Raw genomic sequence first — 19765 nt, forward strand, 5'->3', positions numbered from 1 at the left:
GCCCAGCATTATGCATTGGAGTAATCGAAGCGCGGTGCCTAGCGTGGAGGCATGACCACTTCAGAGACCACCGCACCGGAGCGTCGGATCTCCACCTCCGTCCTCGTCATCGGCACCGGCGGATCGGGCCTGCGCGCCGCGATCGAGCTCGCCGAGGCGGGCGTCGACGTCCTCGCGCTCGGCAAGCGCTCGAAGTCGGATGCGCACACCTCCCTCGCCGCCGGCGGCATCAACGCCGCCCTCGCCACGATGGACCCCGACGACAGCTGGCAGCAGCACGCGGCCGACACCATCACCGAGTCCTACCAGCTCGCCAACCCGCACACGGTCGAGATCGTCACCTCCAACGCTGCCCGCGGCATCCAGGACCTCGAGCGCTACGGCATGCCGTTCGCCCGCGAGGACGACGGCCGCATCTCGCAGCGCTTCTTCGGGGCGCACACCTACCGCCGGACCGCCTTCGCGGGCGACTACACCGGCCTCGAGATCCAGCGCACGCTCGTCAACCGGGCCGCCCAGCTCGAGATCCCGATCCTGGACACCGTCTACGTCACCCGCATCCTCGTCAACGAGGACGGAGCCGTGTTCGGCGCCTACGGCTTCGACCTCGTCGACGGCACCCGCTACCTGATCCATGCGGATGCGGTGATCCTCGCCGCGGGCGGCCACAACCGCATCTGGCGCCGCCCCTCCTCCCTCCGGGACGAGAACACGGGCGACTCGTTCCGCCTGGCCGTCGAGGCCGGCGGGCGGCTGCGCGACCCGGATCTGGTCCAGTTCCACCCGTCGGGCATCATCGAGCCCGAGAACGCGGCGGGCACGCTGATCTCCGAGGCGGCCCGCGGCGAGGGCGGCATCCTCCGCAACGGCCTCGGCGAGCGCTTCATGGGCAAGTACGACGCCGAGCGCCTCGAGCTCTCGACCCGTGACCGCGTCGCCCTCGCCTGCTACACCGAGATCAAGGAGGGTCGCGGCACGCCGAACGGCGGGGTCTGGCTCGACGTCTCGCACCTGCCGCGCGAGACGATCATGACCCGGCTGCCGCGGGTGTACCAGACGATGCTCGAGCTGCAGATGCTCGACATCACGAAGGACCCGATCGAGATCGCGCCCACGGCGCACTACTCGATGGGCGGGGTCTGGGTGCGCTCGGACGACCACAGCACCGACGTCCCCGGCCTCTACGCGATCGGAGAGGCCTCCAGTGGACTGCACGGCGCCAACCGCCTCGGCGGCAACTCGCTGATCGAGCTGCTGGTCTTCGGCCGGATCGTCGGGCAGGCGGCGGCGGAGTACTCCGCCTCACTGACCGCCCAGACCCGCTCGGCCGCGTCCGTCCAGGTCGCCCGCGACGAGATCGCCGGCCTGCTCGCGGCCGACGGCACCGAGAACGTCCGCGCCCTGCAGCGCGCGATCCGCAACACGATGACCGAGCACGCCGGAGTCGTCCGCGACGAGGAGGGCCTGCTCGCCGGGCTCGCCGAGCTGGACGCGATCGAGGCGCGCATCGCCGACATCGGCGTGCACCCGGACATCGCCGGCTTCCAGGACCTCGCCCACGCCTTCGACCTCAAGTCGGCCGCGATGGCCGCGCGGGCCACCCTCGAGGCCGCCCTCGAGCGCCGGGAGAGCCGCGGCTGCCACAACCGCAGCGACTACCCGGACCTCGACCCGGCCCTCCAGGTGAACCTCGTCTGGTCGCCCTCCACGGGGATCACCCGCGAGGAGATCCCCGCGGTGCCGGAGGAGATCCAGGCGCTGATCAGCGGCGAGGTCGCCACCGCGGGCAAGCTGCTCGAGTAGCAGGAACCGCGACGGCACGACGCCGGTCGCCCTCACCGCCTGCTCGCCGGGCACCACCGGCGCCCAGGCGCCCCCCGGGATCCTCCTGGGGACCACGGACAAGGTCACCGCCCTGGATCCCGCCGGCTCCTGGGATCTCGGCTCGGCGACGCTGCAGAACCAGGTCTTCTCCTGGCTGCTGACCTCCGCCCCCGGATCGACGGATCCCGTGCCGGACCTCGCGGCCTCGGCCGAGTTCACCGACCCGACCCACTACCGCGTCGCCCTGCGCGAGGACGCCGCCTTCGCCAACGGCAATCCGCTCACCGCCTCGGACGTGGTCTTCACCTTCGAGCGCCAGGTGGCGATCGCCGCTCCGACCGGCCCCTCGTCGCTGCTCTCGGACCTGGTCTCGGTCGAGGCGGAGGACGACTCCACCGTCGTCTTCACGCGGGCCACCCCGGACAACGCCCTCTGGCCCCAGATCCTCACCAGCCCCGCCGCCGCGATCGTCGACGAGGACGTCTTCTCGGCCGACTCCCTCACCACCGACGACGACATCGTCGCCGGCGACGCCTTCAGCGGGCAGTACTCCATCACGAGCTACACGCTGAACTCGCTCGTGCAGCTCACCCGCAACGACTCCTATGACGGCCTCCTCGGCGCCGCCGCCAACGAGTCCGTGATCGTCCGCTACTACGCGGACGAGAGCAACCTCAAGCTCGACATCCAGCGCGGCGAGATCGCGGTCGCCTACCGCACGCTGAACGCGACCGACACCGAGGACCTCCGCGGCGAGGAGGGCCTGACGGTGCACTCCGGTCCCGGCGCCGAGATGCGCTTCCTCGTCTTCAACCCCGAGACCATGCCCTACGGCTCCGCGACCCCCGAGGCCGACGCCGACAAGGCGCTCGCCGTCCGCACCGCCGTCGCCGACCTGATCGACCGCGACGAGCTGTCGGACCAGGTCTACAAGGGCACCTACGCGCCGGTCTACTCGATCGTCCCCAGCGCCCTGACCGGATCGACGCCGGCTTACGAGCAGGCCTTCGGCGACGGGAGCGGCGGTCCCAGCGCGGACGAGGCCGCCGCCGCGCTCCAGGCCGCCGGGATCACCGGTCCCGTCGATCTCACGCTGCAGTACAACACCGACCACTACGGCTCCAGCACCTCGGACGAGTAGGCGCTCATCAAGAACCAGCTCGAGCGCAGCGGGCTGTTCACGGTCGACCTGCAGTCGACGGAGTGGACGCAGTACGTGAAGGAGAAGTCGACGTGCTCCCCGTTCTACCAGCAGGGCTGGTTCGCGGACTACCCGGCCTCGGACAACTACCTGAACCTGCTCTACGGCACCGACGAGGCCCCCTCCATCCTCGGCGCCGCCGTGAAGGACGACGCCTACAACGAGGTCGTGCTGCGCGAGCGGAGCCTGGCGCCCGGCGACGAGCGCACCGCGGCGATCGAGGAGGCGCAGCGCCTCGCGGCGGAGAAGGCGATCACCGTGCCGCTCCTCGAGGGCACGGAGACCGTCATCGCCTCCTCCACGATCTCGGGCATCGACGACACGCTCGACGGCTCCGGCCGATTCCGCTTCGGGCTGCTCCGGAGCGAGTGATCGGGGCGCGCTGATCGGCCGGACGGGCCGCGGCGCCGCAGGAGGGGGAGACCCTCGGCGGCCGCCGCGGCCCGTCCGTGCGTCCGGGGGCGGCACTGCGAGGGCGGCTCTGCCAGGACGGGGCACCCGGATCGATCAGCGCGCCAGCGCCGCCAGCTCCGCCCGGGTGCGGGCGCCGGCCTTGCGCAGCAGGTTCGACACGTGGAACTTCACGGTGTTGCCGCTGATGCCGAGGTCGTCCGCGATCCGCTGGTTCGAGGCGCCGAGCGTGATCAGGTTCAGCACCTCCCGCTCGCGGGCGCTGAGCTCGGCGAGGTCGAGCCCGTCGGGCTGCGCCGGCGGATCGAGGGGGAGGCGGATCGACAGGGTCGACCCCCAGCCCGCGGTCGACGCGACCGAGAGCTCCCCGTCGAGCCCGCGGACGCGCTCGGCGATCGGGCGCAGGGCGTCGTCGCGGGTCGTCAGCTCGCCCCGGCCGTCGTCGCGGATCTCGATGAGCAGGTTGAGCCCGTCGCAGTCCCACTGGATCCGCACCCGGCGCGTCTGCTCCGACTCCACGAACGCCAGCACGGCGCTCCGCACGATCGCGCGGGCCCCGTGCGCCACTTCGCCGGGGAGGGCGCGCCCGGTGGCGGGCGGCTCGACGAACTGCACGTCGAGGTCGCCGAAGCGGACGAGCGGGCGCAGGTCGCTCCGGAGCCGCGCGAACGCGCCCACGACGGGCTCCACCATCGCGCTGCGCTGCTCGTCCGAGGCGGTGCGCAGCTCGACCAGGGCGTTCGCGGCGATGTCGATCGCGACGGTGCGGGCCGCACGGTCGTCGAGGCGCTCGGCGCGCAGGGCGGCGAGCACCGACTCCAGCGCCACCGCGTGCCGGTCGGCCTGCTCGGCCACCGTGCGGGCGTGCTGCTGCAGCAGGGTGCGGGAGGCGGGGGACTCGGCGGGATCCATCCTCCGAACCTACCCGTCCTACCCGCGAGCGGCATCGCCCACCCGATCGGGTAGGCGGACCTCCTCGATCAGGTGGCGCGCGGATCCGGTCGCCGGGCTCACTGTGGACCCATGCCCGCTGACGACCGCACCACCGACCCCGCAGAGGCGCTCGCCGTGATCGCCGCCGAGGTGTCCGCCGCGACCGCCTCGCTGACGACCGACCGGCTCGAGCCCGTCCTCGAGCTGCTCGCCGGCGCCGACCGCGTCTTCGTCCACGGCGCCGGCCGCTCCGGCCTCGCCCTGCGGATGACCGCCATGCGCCTCATGCACCTCGGACTCGTCGTGCACGTGGTCGGCGACGTGACGACCCCGGCGATCCGCGGCGGCGACGTGCTGCTCACCGCGAGCGGCTCCGGCACCACCGGGGGCATCGTCCGCGCCGCGCAGGCCGCCGTCGACGCCGGAGCGCGGGTCGCGGCGATCACGACCGCCGCCGACTCCCCGCTGGCCGGGCTCGCCTCCGCCGTGGTGGTCGTGCCCGCCGCCGACAAGCTCGACCGCTCCGGGGCCGCCTCGGCGCAGTACTCCGGCGGGCTCTTCGAGCAGGTCGTCGTGCTCACCGGCGACGCCCTGTTCCACGCGCTCTGGCAGCGCCGCGGCGACAGCGCCGACGAGCTCTGGCCGCGCCACGCGAACCTCGAATGACCCGACTCCCCACCTCGACAGGAAGAAGAACCCCGTGAAGCTCCAGTTCGCCATGGACACCCTCAGCACCGACGCCGCCCTCGAGCTCGCCGCTGCCGCCGCCCCGCACGTCGACATCCTCGAGCTGGGCACCCCGCTCATCAAGAGCGCCGGCCTCTCCGCCATCACCGCCATCAAGGAGGCGCACCCCGACAAGACGGTCTTCGCCGACCTCAAGACGATGGACGCGGGCGAGCTCGAGGCCGACATGACCTTCGCGGCCGGCGCCGACCTCGTGACGGTCCTCGGCGTCGCCGGCGACAGCACCATCGCCGGCGCGATCGCCGCCGGGAGGAAGCACGGCAAGGGCGTCGTCGTCGACCTCATCGGCGTGCCCGACAAGGCCGCCCGCGCCCGCGAGGTCTTCGCCCTCGGCGCCGAGTTCGTCGAGATGCACGCCGGTCTGGACGAGCAGGCGGAGGAGGGCTTCACCTTCGAGACCCTGCTGCGCGACGGCGAGTCCTCCGGCGTGCCGTTCTCGGTCGCGGGCGGCGTGAGCACCGCCACCATCGAGTCGGTGCAGCGCGCCGGCGCCCTCGTGGCCGTCGCGGGCGGGGCCATCTACGGCGCCCCGGACGTCGGCGAGGCCGCCGCGGCCCTCCGCGCCGCCATCGTCTGACCCGTCGGCGCCGCCGCCCCCGAGGCCCGCTGATCCGGGTCGCGAGGGCGGCGGCGCCCTCGTTCCGCGCGGGAGGCGGCAGCGCATCCCCGCCGGACGCCCGGCCCCTCTCGACTCGCCGACGGCGCGGTCCTACAGTGGCTGCGACGACCCCCGACTCCCGCCGCGGGACCGACGGCGCCGTCGCGAGCGGAGGGAAGCCGTGTCCTCGACCGCCCCGGTGCCCGGAGCCCGCGCCGACGCCTCGTCGAGGCTCCGCGACTTCCACCAGATCCTCCTCAACACCGCCGTCGCGAACGTGACGACGAGCTTCCTCTGGTTCGCGCTCACGTTCTGGGTGTACCTCGAGACGCGCTCCGTCCTGGCGACCGGGATCATCGGCGGCGCCTACATGCTGCTCGTCGCGGTCTTCGCGATGGCCTTCGGCACGATCGTGGACCGGCACCGCAAGTTCCGCGTCATGGTCTTCGCCGGGGCGGTCACGCTCGTGTCGTTCGGCGTCGCGGGCGGTCTCTTCCTCGCGCTGCCCGAGGCGGCGCTCCTGGACTTCCGCGTCCCCTGGTTCTGGGTGTTCTCCGGAACGATCCTCTTCGTCACCGTCATCGAGAACATGCGCAACACCGCCCTGACCACGACGGTGACCCTGCTGGTCCCGGTGGAGGGGCACGCCCGCGCGAACGGCCTCGTCGGCACGGTCCAGGGCCTCGCCTTCGTGGTGACGAGCGTCTTCAGCGGGCTCGCCATCGGCCTGCTCGGCATGGGGTGGACGCTGGTGATCGCGATCGGCCTCTCCGCCGCCGCGCTCGTGCACCTGCTGTTCCTCCGCATCCCGGAGGAGCGGCCCGTGTCGACGGGGGAGAGGGCGCCGCTGATCGATCTGCGCGGCAGCCTCACCGCGGTGCGGGCGGCGACCGGGCTCTTCGCGCTCCTCGTCTTCTCGACGTTCAACAACCTGATCGGCGGCGTCTACATGGCGCTGATGGACCCGTACGGCCTCGAGCTGTTCCCGGTCGAGCTGTGGGGCGTGGTGCTCGGAGTGACGGCGACCGGCTTCGTCATCGGCGGTCTGCTGGTGGCGAGGTTCGGCCTCGGGAGGAACCCGATCCGGACGATGCTGCTGCTCGTGATGGCGATGGGCCTGATCGGCGCGGTCTTCACCCTCCGCGACTGGTGGTGGCTCTACGCCGGCGGCATCTGGATCTACATGACCCTGATCCCGGCGGTCGAGGCCGCCGAGCAGACGGTGATCCAGAAGGTCGTCCCCTTCGAGACCCAGGGGCGCGTCTTCGGCTTCGCCGCGGCGTTCGAGTCGGCCGCCGCTCCGATCACGTCGTTCCTCATCGCCCCGATCGCCGAGTTCGCGCTCATCCCGTACATGGAGTCGCCGGCCGGGCGCTCGGCTTTCGGCGGGCTGCTCGGCGACGGCATCGGCCGGGGGATCGCGCTGGTGTTCCTGGTCGGCGGAGTCGTCATGATCATCGCGGCCGGCGCGGCGATGCTCACCCGCACCTACCGCGTCATGTCGGCGCAGTACCTGCGGGAGGCCGCGGCGAGCGGGGAGGCGGAGCCCGTCGGCACGGAGGCGCCGGAGACGCACCGGACCGCGCCGAGCACCGTCGAGCAGAACCGCTAGCGCCCGCAGACGCCGCCCGTCATGCGCCTCCGGGGGGTCCGGCGGACCGGACGGCGCTGACACGAGGAAGACGTGCCGGACGCCCCCTCCCCAGGGTGCGGCGTCCGGCACGTCGGCTGCGACCACCCGGTCGAGGGGCCCTCCTCGACTCCCGAGCGCTCCGCTGCCCCGCGCCTCCGGAGGGAGACATCGGGGCCTGCGGCGCCGGCGGGGGGGAGGGCTCTGGTTCCCCGCCCCGCCGGCGCCGGCCGCCCGCGAGGGGCGGCGAGGATGCTCGTTCGGGCGTGCCTCGAGTGACGGCTACATGCCGTCACTGAGCATGGACTGCACCAGCTTCACGTGGCGCTCGAGGTTCAGCTGGCTGAACTCGCTGTTGTAGTTGAGGCCGTAGTTCAAGATGTGACCCGGGGTGCACTGGATCGTCGCGTCCGGTCCGTCCCAGGTGCGCAGCAGTGCCAGGGCCGAGTCCCAGCTGCTGTTCTCGCAGTTCGTGTTGAAGGTGGTCGACGTGCCCAAGCCCACGGTGTGCGAGATCTCGTGCATGGCGGTGCCCTCCACCATGTAGACGCGCTCCTTGCCGAAGCGGATCTGGCCGTAGATGTTCGCATCGGCCGTCGGGGTTCCGGGGCTGTACGAGACGGTCAGGGAGCGGGAGATGTTGCTGAGGCGGTTGTAGCGGGCCACGGCGCGGTCCATCGCGTCGGTGATGCGGGCGTAGGCGTCGGCCTCGTCAGCGGTCGGGCTCGCGACGCGGTTCAGCGTCCAGGTGATCTTCTGCACGGTCGGATCGGTCAGTGCCCAGCGCTGGGCCTTGGAGCCGGTGCAGGTCCACTGCTGAACGGGGGAGCCGTCGAGCTGGCGGAAGTCCTTGTTGTCGAGGCAGAGGTCGCTGTGCCGATTGGCGATCTCGGCGTAGCCTCCGCCGACGGAGGTGATCCGCCACTGCTGGGCGGTGCTGCCGTTGCAGCTCCACTGCCGCACCTCCGAGCCCGGGGTGGTGCCGAAGTCGAAGTTGTCGAGGCAGAGGTTGCTGAAGGTGTTCTTGATCTCGGCGTAGCCTGTGCCGAGGTCGGTGACCTGCCAGCGCTGGTTGCTCCCCTCGGTGCAGCTCCACTGCCGCACCTCGGCTCCGGGCTGAGTCCCGAAGTCGAAGTCGTCGAGACACATGCTGCTGTGCTGGTTGCGGATCTCCTGCGCCGATCCGAGGCCGACCGGGGCGGTGGCCGCAGAGGCGGGCGAGCTGATGCCGAAGGTCGTGATGCCGACGACGGCCGCGATCACGGCGCCGATCAGGCGCTTGGACGGGTGGGACTTCGTTGTCCGGGACATGGGTGCCTTTCACAGACATCCGGCGTCCCCGAAGGGACGCGGGTGAGGGTCGCAGGAAGAAGCCGTGTCCGAAGGGATCGGAGCACGGCAGAGAATGCGCCGGAGCGACCGGGATGGTGATCCGGTCGTCCCGCCGCGGGACGCGTCAGCGCCGACGCTCCGTGTGGGAGGGGAAGCTGATCACGACCTGCATGTTGACGTGGACAACGATCGACCGGTCCCGGAGCCGGTGTCAAGTGCCGGGCTCGAGCGGATCAGGTTCGAGCCCCGCCGTGCGCGGGTGATCCGTCGACGCGGATCCCCGTGCTCGCGGGGAGAGAGCGCTCACACTCGCCGCTGCTGCGGCATCCCCCGGGAATCCGCCATTGTTACCGTTAACAAAAGTCGGTACGGTGTCCCCTGAAGTGGGCGAGCGCGTCCTCGCGGCTCGCGTCCCACTCCGACCGGTTCGAAGGCGAACCTGAGAGGAACGTCGATGATGACGACAGCACCACCCTCCCGCCGCATCCACCCGCCGCAGGCCCACGCCCGGCCCCGACGGCTGCCGACCCCGCCGACACCTCCCACGCGGTGACCGCTGTCGGCGCCCGCACCGCGCGACGCCACATCCTCGCCCGCACGTCGGTGTCCGCCTCCCGATCGCGGGTCGCCGGGCCCGCGTCCCGGGCCGCCTCCCGGCGATTCCCTCCCCGCCAGACGAACGCCGGACTCACCACTCCGCCGGCCGGTCACGCGGGCTCCGTCCTCCCCCTCCGACCCCTCACCTGAAGGACCCCCTCATGTCACGAACCCCCCGGCAGGAGCGCACCCGGCGCTCACGCCTCCCCCGAGCGGGCGCCGCGCTGACGCTCGCCATCGCCTGCCTCGGCGGCGTCCTCGGACCGATCGGTGCCGCCGGTGCCGCCGAGACCGTTCCCGCTCCCGCGCTGCAGTACTCGTTCGACGGCATCGGCGCGACGCTCGCCAACGGAGCCGTCGTCGCCGATTCCGCTCCGGGCAACCACCCCGGGACCCTGATCAACGCCGGCGCGACCAGCGTCGCGGGCCCCTCCGGCGCCTCCACCGACCGCGCTCTCTCGCTCCCGGGCGGATCGAGCACGTCGGCCGCGCCGCACGTCCGGATCGCCCCGGGCCTGATCCCCGCCGGCACGCAGGACGTCACGATGTCCGCCTGGCTGCGCTGGAGCGGTGCTCCGGACTGCACCTGGCCCTTCACGCTCGGCTCCAGCGTCGACTCCCACGTCCTCTCCACCACGAAGTGCGGACCCGCGGGCTTCGGTGCGATCAAGAACGGCTCCGAGGTGCGGGCCGCAGGCACCACTCCGGTCGCTGCGAACCGCTGGGTGCACATGGCGGTCGTCGTCAAGGGCGGCCAGTCGGTCTCGACCTACTTCGACGGAACCCTCGTCGGCCAGGGCAGCACGACCTTCACCGCCGCCTCGGCGATCGGCACCTCCACGTTCTCCGGCTTCCTCGGCAAGTCCTTCTACGGCGCGGACGCCTACTGGGCCGGGGCCATCGACGACATGCAGGTGTGGACCTCCGCGCTCACCGCCGGCCAGGTGCAGCAGAGCGCCGCGTCCGTGCACTCGGTGCTCGCGAACCAGGACGCCGCCGTGTCGCTCGGCGACACCTCGAACGTCACCTCGAACCTCACTCTTCCCACGACCGGCGCCAACGGCTCCACGATCACCTGGACGTCGAGCGCCCCCGGCGTCGTCAGCACCAGCGGCGTCGTCACCCGGCCCGCCGCAGGCAGCCCGGACGCCACCGTCACGCTGACCCCGACCGCCGTCCACGGCGGCATCACCGTCGTCGGCCGTGCGACCACCGTCTTCGTCCCGGCGTACGCCGCCGGTGACAGCGCCGAGGCCGAGCTCGCCCGGGCCGTCGCCGACGGCATCACCAACGATCCCGCCCTCGCCGGACCGGTGCGCGGCAGCCTGAACCTGCCCTCGACCGGAGCCGACGTCGCCACCACCGCCGCGCGCGCGAACAGCTCCAGCGCCGTGGTGACCTGGACCTCGTCGAACGAGGCCGTCATCACCTCCGCCGACAAGGGCACCGCGCCGAACGTCGTCGCGAAGGGCTCGCTCACGCGTCCGTCCGCCGACACCACCGTCACCCTCACCGCGACGATCACCGTCCCCGGCACCACGCCCCTCGTGCGGACGCTCACGCGCACCGTTCCGGCCGCGGCCCCCGTGGCCGCGAGCGACCTCGACGCGTACCTGTTCGCGTACTTCACCGGCGACAGCATCGAGGGCGAGAAGATCCGCTTCGCGACCTCCGACGGCAACGACTCGCTCAGGTGGAAGACCCTGAACGACGCCCAGCCGATCCTCACCTCCACCCTGGGCACGAAGGGCCTGCGGGACCCGTTCATCTTCCGCTCGAAGGAGGGCGACCGCTTCTTCCTGATGGCCACCGACCTCTCCGTCGGCACCACCGGCTTCGGCGGATCGACCAACCGCGGCAGCCGCTACCTCGAGATCTGGGAGTCCACGGACCTCGTCAACTGGGGCCAGCAGCGCCACGTCGAGGTCAACCTGCCGAACGCGGGCATGACCTGGGCGCCGGAGGCCACCTACGACCCCACCATCGACGCCTACGTCGTCTACTGGACCTCGGCCCTCTTCACCGACAGCACGCGCAACGTCGAGGACGGCAACGGACCGCAGATCCTCACGTCCACCACCCGCGACTTCCGCGACTTCACCACCCCTGAGGTCTGGTTCAAGGCCGCTGACGTCCCCTCGCTCAACAAGAGCAACGGACTGATCGACGCCACGATGCTCAAGGACGGCGACACCTACTACCGCTTCACGAAGGCGACCGAGACCAGCGGCTGCCCCTCGCCCGACATCATCGGACAGAAGTCGACGAACCTCCGTGCCACCACCGCCTCCGGCGCGTGGAGCCTGATCGACACCTGCATCGGCCGCACCGCCGGAACGCCGGAGGTCGAGGGTCCCGAGATCTTCAAGACCAACGAGGGCGACCGGTCCGGGTACAAGTACTTCCTCTGGACCGACAACTACGGCGGACGCGGCTACATCCCGCTCGGCACGAACTCGCTCGAGGGCGACATCCAGTGGACGATCCCCAGCAGCTTCTCGCTGCCGACCTCGCCCCGTCACGGATCCGTCGTCTCCATCACCGCGAAGGAGCGCGACGGGCTCGCCGCGAAGTGGAACCCGTCGCTCCTGGTGACCTCGATCGACGCCGTGGCGCGGACCGTGCAGGCCGGATCGACCACCGTCGACCTGCCCGCCACGGTGGGCGCGACGTTCAAGGACGGTCACCGCGAGACGGTCGCCGTGACGTGGGAGACGGCCGATCTCAGCTCGCTGAAGAAGGCGGGCGACACCGTGCAGGTGCGCGGACAGCTCGCCAACTCGGCAGCGACGTCGGCCATCGCCACCATCACCGCCACGGCTCCTCCCGGACCGTCGCTGACGGCCTCGGCCGCGAGCCGCTGCGTCGCCGGCAAGGTGACGGTCACCGCGACCGGCACCAACACGAGCGGCTCCACGGTCGAGATGACCGTCGGCTCGCAGTGGGGGAGCAGGACCTTCACCGGGGTCGCTCCCGGCAAGTCCGTCTCCGCCGCCTTCACCACCCGGGCGACCTCGGTCGCCGCGGGCGAGGTGAGCGTCACCTCGAAGGACGCGAACGGCACGAGGACGGCCGCCGCGCCGTACTCGGCGCTCACCTGCCGCTAGGCCGGTGACAGGGGAGGGGCGGCGTCGAGCCGCCCCTCCCCTGACCTCCTCCGTTCCGGGGCCTCCGGCCACCGGAGCAGGGGAGCACGGACCCTGGGTCCGTGCTCCCCGCATCCACCTCTCCCACGGAAGTAGACGAACAATGCGGTTCCGACGCACGACGGCCCTCCTGGTCGCCGCGAGCCTGACAGCGGGAGGGGCTGCGCTCAGCGCGGCACCCGCACAGGCCGCGGTGCCCAGCCCGGTCCTCTCCTACGACTTCTCCTCGTCCGCCGCCGTCGGCTCCGCCGTGGGCGCGGGCACGACCCTGACCGACTCCGCTGCCGGCCGCTCCGCCACCGTGCGCGGGACCGGAGCGACGACCGTCGTCGGCCCGCGCGGCGGCACCGACCGCGCACTCCGCCTCCCCGGTGGCGCTGCAGGCAGCTCCGCCGCCTACGCCGAGATCGCGCCGGGACTGACCACGGCGGCCACCACCGACGTGACCATGTCGGCCTGGCTGCGCTGGGAGGGGAACCAGAGCTGCAGCTGGGCGTACGCGCTCGGGCAGTCGACCGAGCGGTACCTCTTCACCACGCCCCAGTGCGGAGGCAACCTGATCGGTGCCGTGAAGAACGGCTCGGAGCAGCGCGCGGCCGACTCCGGTCCCGCCGCCACCGGCCGCTGGAGCCACGTCGCCGTGGTCCTGCGCAGCGGCGTCAGCGTCTCGACCTACGTCGACGGCCGGCTCGCCCAGACCACCCCGACCTCCGCGACCGGAGCGGCGACCGTCGGCACCTCCGCCTTCTCCGGCCTCCTCGGCAAGTCGTTCTACGGCCCCGACCCTCTCTTCGCCGGGGCGATGGACGACGTGCACGTCTACTCCTCCGCACTGACCCAGGACCAGGTGCGCGAGGACGCGGCTCCGGCCGCCGCCGCGATCGCCGCATCGGACGCCGCCGCGGCGACCGTCTCCGTGACCGGACCCGTCACCAGCGACCTCTCCCTGCCGACCCGCGGCGCGGGCGGCTCCGTCCTCACCTGGGCGAGCAGCGACCCCGCTGTGATCGGCACCGACGGCTCCGTGCGCCGCCCGGCACCCGGCTCGGCGAACGCCACCGTGACCCTGACCCCGACCGCGACCTTCGCCGGATCCGCCGCCACCGGCACCGCGCGCAGCGTCACCGTCGCCGCGGACACCGAGGCCGACGCCACGGCGCGCCTGCGCACCGCCCTCGTCGTCCCGCCGACCGTCGCCTCCGGAACCGCTCTTCCCACGCTCGCCGGCTATACCGTGTCGTGGAGCGCGGACGGCGCCGGCCTGTCCGGCGGACGCCTCGTGAACGACACGGCGACCGACCGGGCGCTCGCGCTCACCGCCTCCGTGAAGGTCGGCACCACCACGCTGACGAAGACCTTCCGCACCACCGTCCTCAGCGCCTCCACGGCGAAGACCGTGGTGTCGGACACCCGGACGCCGACCGGCGAGGACAAGGCGAACGAGGACACGATCGCCCGCGGCCTCCACCTGGCACTCGGCTCGTCCGTCGCCGACGCGGCACCGCTCTCGGGCAACTCGGGAGTCCTCTTCGCCGACGGGGTCTTCCTCGGGACCGACAAGGCCGACAACCGCGGCCTCGCGAACCCCTCGCTGTTCACCTTCGCCGACGGGACCGTCGGCGTGATCGCCACCCGCGTCCTGCAGTCGGGCGCGTCCGACGGCACCGGGGCCTCGAGCGCTCTGGTCTTCAAGGCCACGGACGCCACCGCGTCCGACTTCACCGAGCTCGGCCTCATCGACCTCGGCACCACCGGGGGCGTCGTCGCGCCGAAGGCCGTCTACGACACAGACCAGAACCGCTACCTCGTCTCCTGGACGGACTCCTCCGGGGCTGCGAAGTACACGACCGTCACGGACCTCGCCCGCACCGAGCTCCGCGCGCAGGCGTTCTGGCCGAAGGACGGCGGCCGTCGCAGCGTCGTCGTGACCGACGGGAACCGCGGTGCGGTCCTCGGAGGAAGCCCCGCTACTGTCGCCGCTCCCGACCTCTCCGGGGTCTCGGGCCGCGTCCCCGACGCTCTGCCGGGCGGCGCGCTGACCGTCTCCGGCTCCGTCGCCGACTCGCTCGCCAAGAGGTTCGGCCGCACGGTCAACACCGGATCCTCGGTCGCACCGCAGACGATCGATCAGGGCGACACCTCCGCCCTGTCCGGAGTGAAGGCGCAGCTCTCCTACAACGACGGCTCGACCGGCAGCCTCGGCATCGACTGGAACCAGCAGCAGCTCGCCGACCTCGCCGCGAAGGGCCCGGGAACGTACGACCTCTCCGGGACCGTCCGCCAGCGCCAGTACAACGAGCCGTTCGCCTACAACCGCGCGGATCCGACGATCTACCGCTACGAGCGCAACGGGAAGACGCAGTACCTCTTCACCGCCACGGACGACACGAACAACAACAACGTCGCCTCGCAGCACCTGCCGATCCGGGTCGCCGACAGCATCGACCAGCTCAGCGACGACAACGGCGGACGCGCGCGTGAGGTGGACCTCCTCGACCGCACCACGCGGATGGACCGCACCGCCGAGGGCAAGGTGATCGCGGGCTGCTACTGGGCCCCCGAGATCCACGAGATCGGCGGCAAGCTCTCCATCCTGTTCGCCCCGTGCTTCAACCCGGACAACGACCAGTCGAACCAGAACGGTCAGTGGTTCACGGTGCAGGCGCACATCATGCAGCTGCGCGACGGCGGAGACCCCGCGAACCCCTCCGACTGGAGCGCGCCGCGCGCCGTCCTGAAGAGCGACGGGAGCGCCCTCGGACGCCCCGGCACGGGACGCAACATCAGCCTCGACATGACCTACTTCGAGTCCGGTGGAACCGGGTACTACGCGTGGTCCCAGCGCTACGTCGACAACGGAGTGAGCGACCCGGCGACCTGGATCGCCAAGGTCGATCCCGCGAACCCCACCCGCGTCATCGGCGAGCCGACCCCGATCATCGTGCCCTCGCTGACGTTCGAGGACCACCTGTCCGAGGGAGCGTTCGCGATCCAGCGCGACGGGAGGATCACGCTCGTCTACTCCAGCAGCGGTGTCAGCCCGAAGTACATCGTGGGAGGCGCCTGGGCGGAGGAGGGCAGTGACCTGACCGACATCGCGAGCTGGACGAAGTACGACGGCCCGCTCCTGCAGAGCGTCCCCCTGCCCGACGGCGTCGTAGACTACCGCGCCTACGAGCAGGGTCCCGGCCACGGAGCCGTCACCCAGGACGAGGACGGCAACGACCTGTACGTCTACCACACCTGGGGCAACGGAGTCGGGGGTGACGGCCGCGACACCCGTCTCGCCCGCATCCACTACGCCGCCGACGGCCGACCGGTCTTCGACCTGACGCCGACGGAGGAGGTCGCGCCTGCGAACCGGACCGTGACCGCGAAGGTCACCGTCACGTCGCCGCTCACCGTGACCGCCACGGCGTCGACCCGCTGCGTCAGCGGGAAGGTCGTCCTGACCACTGTGGTCAAGAACGACAGCCGCTCGATCATGGACATCACGACCGTCACCGCCTTCGGCTCGAAGACCGTGACCGGAGTCGCGCCGGGAGCATCCGCGTCGGGCGCCGTCACCACCCGCGCGGTCTCGATCCCCGCCGGGACGGTGGCCGCGACAGGGAAGGCCGTCGGCGACGGGAAGACGGTCACCGCGCAGACGAGCGTCGACTACCCGGAACGCAGATGACGCTGAGAAGGCGGGGGAGCGGCCGACACGATCGCCCGCTCCCCTGCGGTACCGCCCCGACCGGCACTGCGCCCGACCTGCAGTGCCGCCACCTCTGAAGGACGACCGACGAGATGCATCACAGCGTGAGAACCGGGACTGTCCCGACCGCCGGGCTCGTGCTGGCGAAGGCCGCGCAACCGCACGGCCTCGCCGAGGAGAAGGACGACGGAGCGGCCGGAAGCGCAGCTGCGGTCGGAGCGCACGACCTCCTGCTGATCAACGGCAACGCCCTCCCTCTCTCCTGAGCGTTCCCCTGCAACGTCCGGATGAGCCCACGACCCGATCGTCCGACGACCATGTCGAGCCTCCGCACCTCTGGAGCTGCCCTGGCTACGATGCCCGGACGCGCACGCCGGCCGTGACCGGCCCACCCGGACCCTCCCGTTGCAGCAGGAGGCCGCCGTTCCCCAGGAGACATCCGTGATGCGCCTCGATCGATTCCTCGTGTCCCTGGCACGCCCTGCGCGGTGCACGAACCGCTGCGGAGCCTGCGGGCTCGACTGCAGCATCGACGTCTTCATCCTGATCGCGCTCGCGACCGGAGAGAACCGAGACGAGTCCCGCCTGCGAGCAGTTCTCGACCTCCGCTCCGGCGACCGCGTCGATGTCGTCGAGGTGCGCAAGCGCCTCCTCCGGCTCTCACGCCGGGGTCTGGTGCTCCTCGAGAGAGGCAGGAGGACCGCGCTGCAGCGCATCGAGCGCTTCTCGATCACGCGCGACGGCCGGGCCTTCCTGGCGTCCCACGCCAGAGCACTCGACCTCCTCGCCGAGGAGATCCACGTCGCGCTGCTGTCCCGCTGACGAGCGGAGTGCCTGTGCGGGCGCACGCGGGACGTCTCCTGGTCGGCCGTCGTCGGATCGGTCGTGTCGGTGACGTTCGCGACCGTGCTGCCGTGGTGCGAGGCGATGGCGGCGCTCCTCGAGGAGGCCGTCCCTGCTGCATCCTCAGCAGTGTGAGGCCGGCCTGGGGCTCGGCTCGACCCAGGAGCCGGGTCCGGGGACAGGCCTGTCCTGATCCTCGACCGCAGAAGGAAGAGTCTCGGTCCCGGTCGGGCTCCTCCCGGCCGGGACCCGCCTCGCGCCGGAAAGTGCCCTTCGTGCATCACCCCGGGCTGGAGAGCTGGATGATCTCGGAGATCACCGCGGCTCGAGTGTCGTCCGGTATCCGATCACCTCCGAGGGAGTGGTGCGACCACAGGCCGTCCGCAGCAAGACAGGCGATGAACTGGCGGAGAGCGATCGGATCGGCCGCGGTCTCCTCTGCGGAGGGCGTCCACCGTCGGCGCACCTCCGCTACCGGCGCTCGGAGAGCGGTGTCGCTGCCCGTGGCCTGGAGGAGTCCGATCTGCATGCGCGTCGACGGCGTCAGGGCGACGGTGACGTAGGCGGTCACGCGCTCCGTCAAGGTGGCCTCGTCCGCCGTCTTCCCCGCGACGTCGATCAGCTGGGCTTCCCAGCCGGCCGCGACGTGCTCCTGGAGAGCACGGGCGAGATCGGCTCGATCGCGGAAGTGGTACATCATTCCACCGCGTGTCAGCCCAGCCTCTTCGGCAGTCGCTTCGAGCGTGACGCGGACAGATCCTTCCCGTGCCGCGACGCGGACCGCTGCGTCGAGGATCCGAGTCCGGTTGTTGGGTCGCGTCGCGCGAGGAGACGTCCGAGGAGAAGGCAGGACCTCCTCACCGCTGGGCGGGTTCGATTCCATGTCGTGATCGATTCCGCCGCTCCCTCGGTCCGAGTGAGCGGCTAGGGATGGTGGGTGCTGAGGCGGCCCGGAGGGTGGCGACGCGTCGCCGCACGAGCGGGTGCGACAGCGTCGGCCGCTAGTCTGCCGTTCTCTCCTTCAGACGTCGGAAGGTGAGGCTCGACCCTCTCGGTGCGGGTCGTCCTGACGACGGACCGCACCCGGAGGGATGGCTCTCACGGTCGACGAATCAGGGAGAAACTGTACATTCATGATTGTAAACTTGTGGTACCGTGATCGCCTGCCCAGCTTCAGAGCTGCGGGCGGTCAGGTGCACTGCCGGTGCGGGATCCGAGGCTGAAAACCTCCAGCGACTTCATTCCTCAGAAGCCTGGAGGTTTCTCCATGTCCAGAATCGCGGACAAGCCGAACGCCCGCTGGTGGGCGCTCGCCGTTCTCGCCATGACCCAGCTCGTCGTCGTCCTCGACACGATGATCGTCACCATCGCCCTGCCTCAAGCCCAAGCAGATCTGGGGATGAGCGACAGCCTGCGCCAGTGGGTCGTCGCCGCCTACGCCCTCGCTTTCGGAGCACTTCTCCTTCTCGGCGGTCGGATCGCCGACTACGGGGGCCGGAAGCGCACCTTCATGGTGGGGATGACCGGTTTCGGAGCCGCCTCGCTCTGGGCCGGACTGGCTCAGAGCGGTATGGAGCTCGTCATCGCCCGCGGTGTCCAGGGCGCGTTCGCAGCGCTGCTCGCCCCCGCCGCGCTCGCCATGCTCACCGTCACGTTCACCCACGGCAAGGAACGCAATCTCGCCTTCGCCGTCTTCGGCACGGTCGCCGGATCCGGAGCCGCCATCGGCCTGATCCTGGGCGGCGTGCTCACCGAATTCACCGACTGGCGCTGGTGCCTCTTCGTCAACCTGCTCTTCGTCGCCTTCGGCCTCGTCGGCGGGGCTCTCGTGCTTCGCGAGAGCAAGGCGGACGGAGACAATCGCCACGACGTCTGGGGAACCGTCACGGTGACCCTGGGACTGGGCGCGATCGTCTACGGGTTCACGCGGGCCGAGCACGGATGGGGCGCGATCGACACCGTCGCCTTCCTCGCACTCGGCATCGTCCTGCTGACCGTCTTCGTGCTCATCGAACGCACGGTCGACCAGCCCCTGCTGCCCCTGCGCGTCATCCTGCGTCGCGTGCGAGGCGGCGCGATCCTGATTCAGGCCGCGAACGGCGCCGTGATGATCGGGGCCATCCTCTACCTCGCGTTCTACTTCCAGATCGTCCTCGGAATGGGGCCGCTGACGGCCGGGCTCGCGAACCTCGCCATGACCGTCGCGATCATGGCGTTCTCGCCCGTCACCACGAAGATCCTCAACACGTTCGGCCCCCGACCCCTGATGATCGTCGGGCCGCTCGTCTCGGCAGCAGGGCTCTTCCTGCTCCTCGGCATCACCCCGGACGGGAACTACTTCCTCCAGGTCCTGCCCGCCATGGTCGTGCTCGGGATCGGACTCTCCATGCTCTTCGTACCCGTCCAGAACCTCGCCCTTCTCGGGGTCGAGAACGAGGACGCCGGAGTGGCCTCAGCCGTCGTCAACTCCGTGTTCCACATCGGCGGATCCATCGGGCTCGCGGTGTTCACCGTGTTCTACGCGAGTACCGCGGACTCCGCCATGGCGTCCGGAACGGCCGAACTCGCCGCGTTCACCGACGGCTACAAGGCGGTGTTCCTGGCTGCCGCAGTGACCATGGTCGCCGCCTCCGTCATCGGACTCCTCCTCATCCGAGGGAAGAAGGAGGACCTCGACCCCGCCTGGGACGAGGCGGAGGTCGCCCTCGTCCACTGAGACGATGCCGAAGGGGCGGGCCGGTTCGTGCAGCAGCGACAGACCGGCTCGCCTCTTCCCGTCCGACTCACGACACCCCGTACCTCG

Annotated in this window: 14 protein-coding genes; 11 read left to right on the plus strand and 3 right to left on the minus strand. The window is 71.2% G+C overall.

Features of this window, described 5'->3' with window-relative positions:
- Positions 1–51 precede the first annotated feature (51 nt).
- The 3 genes from C5C24_RS02650 to C5C24_RS02660 all read left to right on the plus strand — a co-directional run bounded on the left by C5C24_RS02650 (position 52) and on the right by C5C24_RS02660 (position 3397).
- On the plus strand, positions 52–1803 hold the full coding sequence (locus tag C5C24_RS02650; protein WP_104304242.1) for an L-aspartate oxidase: 1752 nt from the start codon (positions 52–54) through the stop codon (positions 1801–1803).
- A 208-nt stretch (positions 1804–2011) separates the two neighbouring features.
- A complete protein-coding gene (locus C5C24_RS02655; RefSeq protein WP_181135460.1) occupies positions 2012–2965 on the plus strand; it encodes an ABC transporter substrate-binding protein in 954 nt (317 codons plus the stop codon).
- Positions 2966–3040: 75 nt separating this feature from the next.
- Complete coding sequence (locus tag C5C24_RS02660) at positions 3041–3397, plus strand: hypothetical protein (RefSeq protein WP_104304244.1); 357 nt, start codon at positions 3041–3043, stop codon at positions 3395–3397.
- A gap of 135 nt (positions 3398–3532) precedes the next feature.
- Here the strand turns inward: C5C24_RS02660 and C5C24_RS02665 are convergent, their stop codons facing one another.
- A complete protein-coding gene (locus C5C24_RS02665; RefSeq protein ID WP_104304227.1) occupies positions 3533–4348 on the minus strand; it encodes a response regulator transcription factor family protein in 816 nt (271 codons plus the stop codon).
- Positions 4349–4459: 111 nt separating this feature from the next.
- Between C5C24_RS02665 and hxlB the strand changes: the two genes are divergently transcribed.
- From hxlB to C5C24_RS02680, 3 genes are all read left to right on the plus strand, one after another.
- Positions 4460–5035: a 6-phospho-3-hexuloisomerase gene (gene hxlB / locus C5C24_RS02670; RefSeq protein WP_104249685.1), complete on the plus strand. Its 576-nt coding sequence runs from the start codon at positions 4460–4462 to the stop codon at positions 5033–5035.
- A 34-nt stretch (positions 5036–5069) separates the two neighbouring features.
- Complete coding sequence (gene hxlA, locus C5C24_RS02675; RefSeq protein ID WP_104304245.1) at positions 5070–5693, plus strand: 3-hexulose-6-phosphate synthase; 624 nt, start codon at positions 5070–5072, stop codon at positions 5691–5693.
- A 202-nt stretch (positions 5694–5895) separates the two neighbouring features.
- Positions 5896–7326 carry an MFS transporter gene (locus C5C24_RS02680; RefSeq protein ID WP_104304246.1) on the plus strand — a complete coding sequence of 477 codons (1431 nt, stop codon included), beginning with the start codon at positions 5896–5898 and terminating at the stop codon, positions 7324–7326.
- A 300-nt stretch (positions 7327–7626) separates the two neighbouring features.
- Here C5C24_RS02680 and C5C24_RS02685 read toward each other — a convergent pair whose 3' ends face one another.
- The gene (locus C5C24_RS02685; protein ID WP_104304247.1) at positions 7627–8655 is read right to left on the minus strand and encodes an RICIN domain-containing protein; all 1029 of its coding nucleotides are present in this window, start codon (positions 8653–8655) and stop codon (positions 7627–7629) included.
- A gap of 779 nt (positions 8656–9434) precedes the next feature.
- Here C5C24_RS02685 and C5C24_RS02690 point away from each other — a divergent pair.
- The 4 genes from C5C24_RS02690 to C5C24_RS02700 all read left to right on the plus strand — a co-directional run bounded on the left by C5C24_RS02690 (position 9435) and on the right by C5C24_RS02700 (position 16941).
- Positions 9435–12380: an immunoglobulin-like domain-containing protein gene (locus tag C5C24_RS02690; protein WP_104304248.1), complete on the plus strand. Its 2946-nt coding sequence runs from the start codon at positions 9435–9437 to the stop codon at positions 12378–12380.
- Between the two features lie 142 nt (positions 12381–12522).
- Positions 12523–16098 (plus strand): LamG-like jellyroll fold domain-containing protein, encoded by a 3576-nt coding sequence (locus C5C24_RS02695; protein WP_104304249.1) that lies wholly within the window; start codon positions 12523–12525, stop codon positions 16096–16098.
- Positions 16099–16223: 125 nt separating this feature from the next.
- Positions 16224–16385, plus strand: coding sequence for a hypothetical protein (locus C5C24_RS17805; RefSeq protein WP_181118478.1), 162 nt, complete (start codon positions 16224–16226; stop codon positions 16383–16385).
- A 178-nt stretch (positions 16386–16563) separates the two neighbouring features.
- Entirely contained in the window at positions 16564–16941 is a 378-nt protein-coding gene (locus C5C24_RS02700) for a hypothetical protein (RefSeq protein WP_104304222.1), read from the plus strand.
- A 301-nt stretch (positions 16942–17242) separates the two neighbouring features.
- On the opposite strand, the gene C5C24_RS02705 is transcribed toward C5C24_RS02700, so the two are convergent.
- Positions 17243–17845, minus strand: coding sequence for a TetR/AcrR family transcriptional regulator (locus C5C24_RS02705; RefSeq protein ID WP_104304250.1), 603 nt, complete (start codon positions 17843–17845; stop codon positions 17243–17245).
- A 384-nt stretch (positions 17846–18229) separates the two neighbouring features.
- Here C5C24_RS02705 and C5C24_RS02710 point away from each other — a divergent pair, with 384 nt between their 5' ends.
- A complete protein-coding gene (locus tag C5C24_RS02710; protein ID WP_104304220.1) occupies positions 18230–19678 on the plus strand; it encodes an MFS transporter in 1449 nt (482 codons plus the stop codon).
- Positions 19679–19765: the final 87 nt, after the last annotated feature.

The sequence above is a fragment of the Rathayibacter sp. AY2B3 genome, from assembly GCF_002931755.1.
Classification (GTDB): domain Bacteria; phylum Actinomycetota; class Actinomycetes; order Actinomycetales; family Microbacteriaceae; genus Rathayibacter.

Bases quoted from the DNA above. Each gene is read 5' to 3' on its own strand.
- C5C24_RS02685 (WP_104304247.1), bottom strand. From the start codon at position 8,655: ATGTCCCGGACAACGAAGTCCCACCCGTCCAAGCGCCTGATCGGCGCC.
- C5C24_RS02705 (WP_104304250.1), bottom strand. From the start codon at position 17,845: ATGGAATCGAACCCGCCCAGCGGTGAGGAGGTCCTGCCTTCTCCTCGG.
- C5C24_RS02690 (WP_104304248.1), top strand. From the start codon at position 9,435: ATGTCACGAACCCCCCGGCAGGAGCGCACCCGGCGCTCACGCCTCCCC.
- C5C24_RS02700 (WP_104304222.1), top strand. From the start codon at position 16,564: ATGCGCCTCGATCGATTCCTCGTGTCCCTGGCACGCCCTGCGCGGTGC.
- C5C24_RS02710 (WP_104304220.1), top strand. From the start codon at position 18,230: ATGTCCAGAATCGCGGACAAGCCGAACGCCCGCTGGTGGGCGCTCGCC.
- C5C24_RS02695 (WP_104304249.1), top strand. From the start codon at position 12,523: ATGCGGTTCCGACGCACGACGGCCCTCCTGGTCGCCGCGAGCCTGACA.
- hxlB (WP_104249685.1), top strand. From the start codon at position 4,460: ATGCCCGCTGACGACCGCACCACCGACCCCGCAGAGGCGCTCGCCGTG.
- C5C24_RS02650 (WP_104304242.1), top strand. From the start codon at position 52: ATGACCACTTCAGAGACCACCGCACCGGAGCGTCGGATCTCCACCTCC.
- C5C24_RS02665 (WP_104304227.1), bottom strand. From the start codon at position 4,348: ATGGATCCCGCCGAGTCCCCCGCCTCCCGCACCCTGCTGCAGCAGCAC.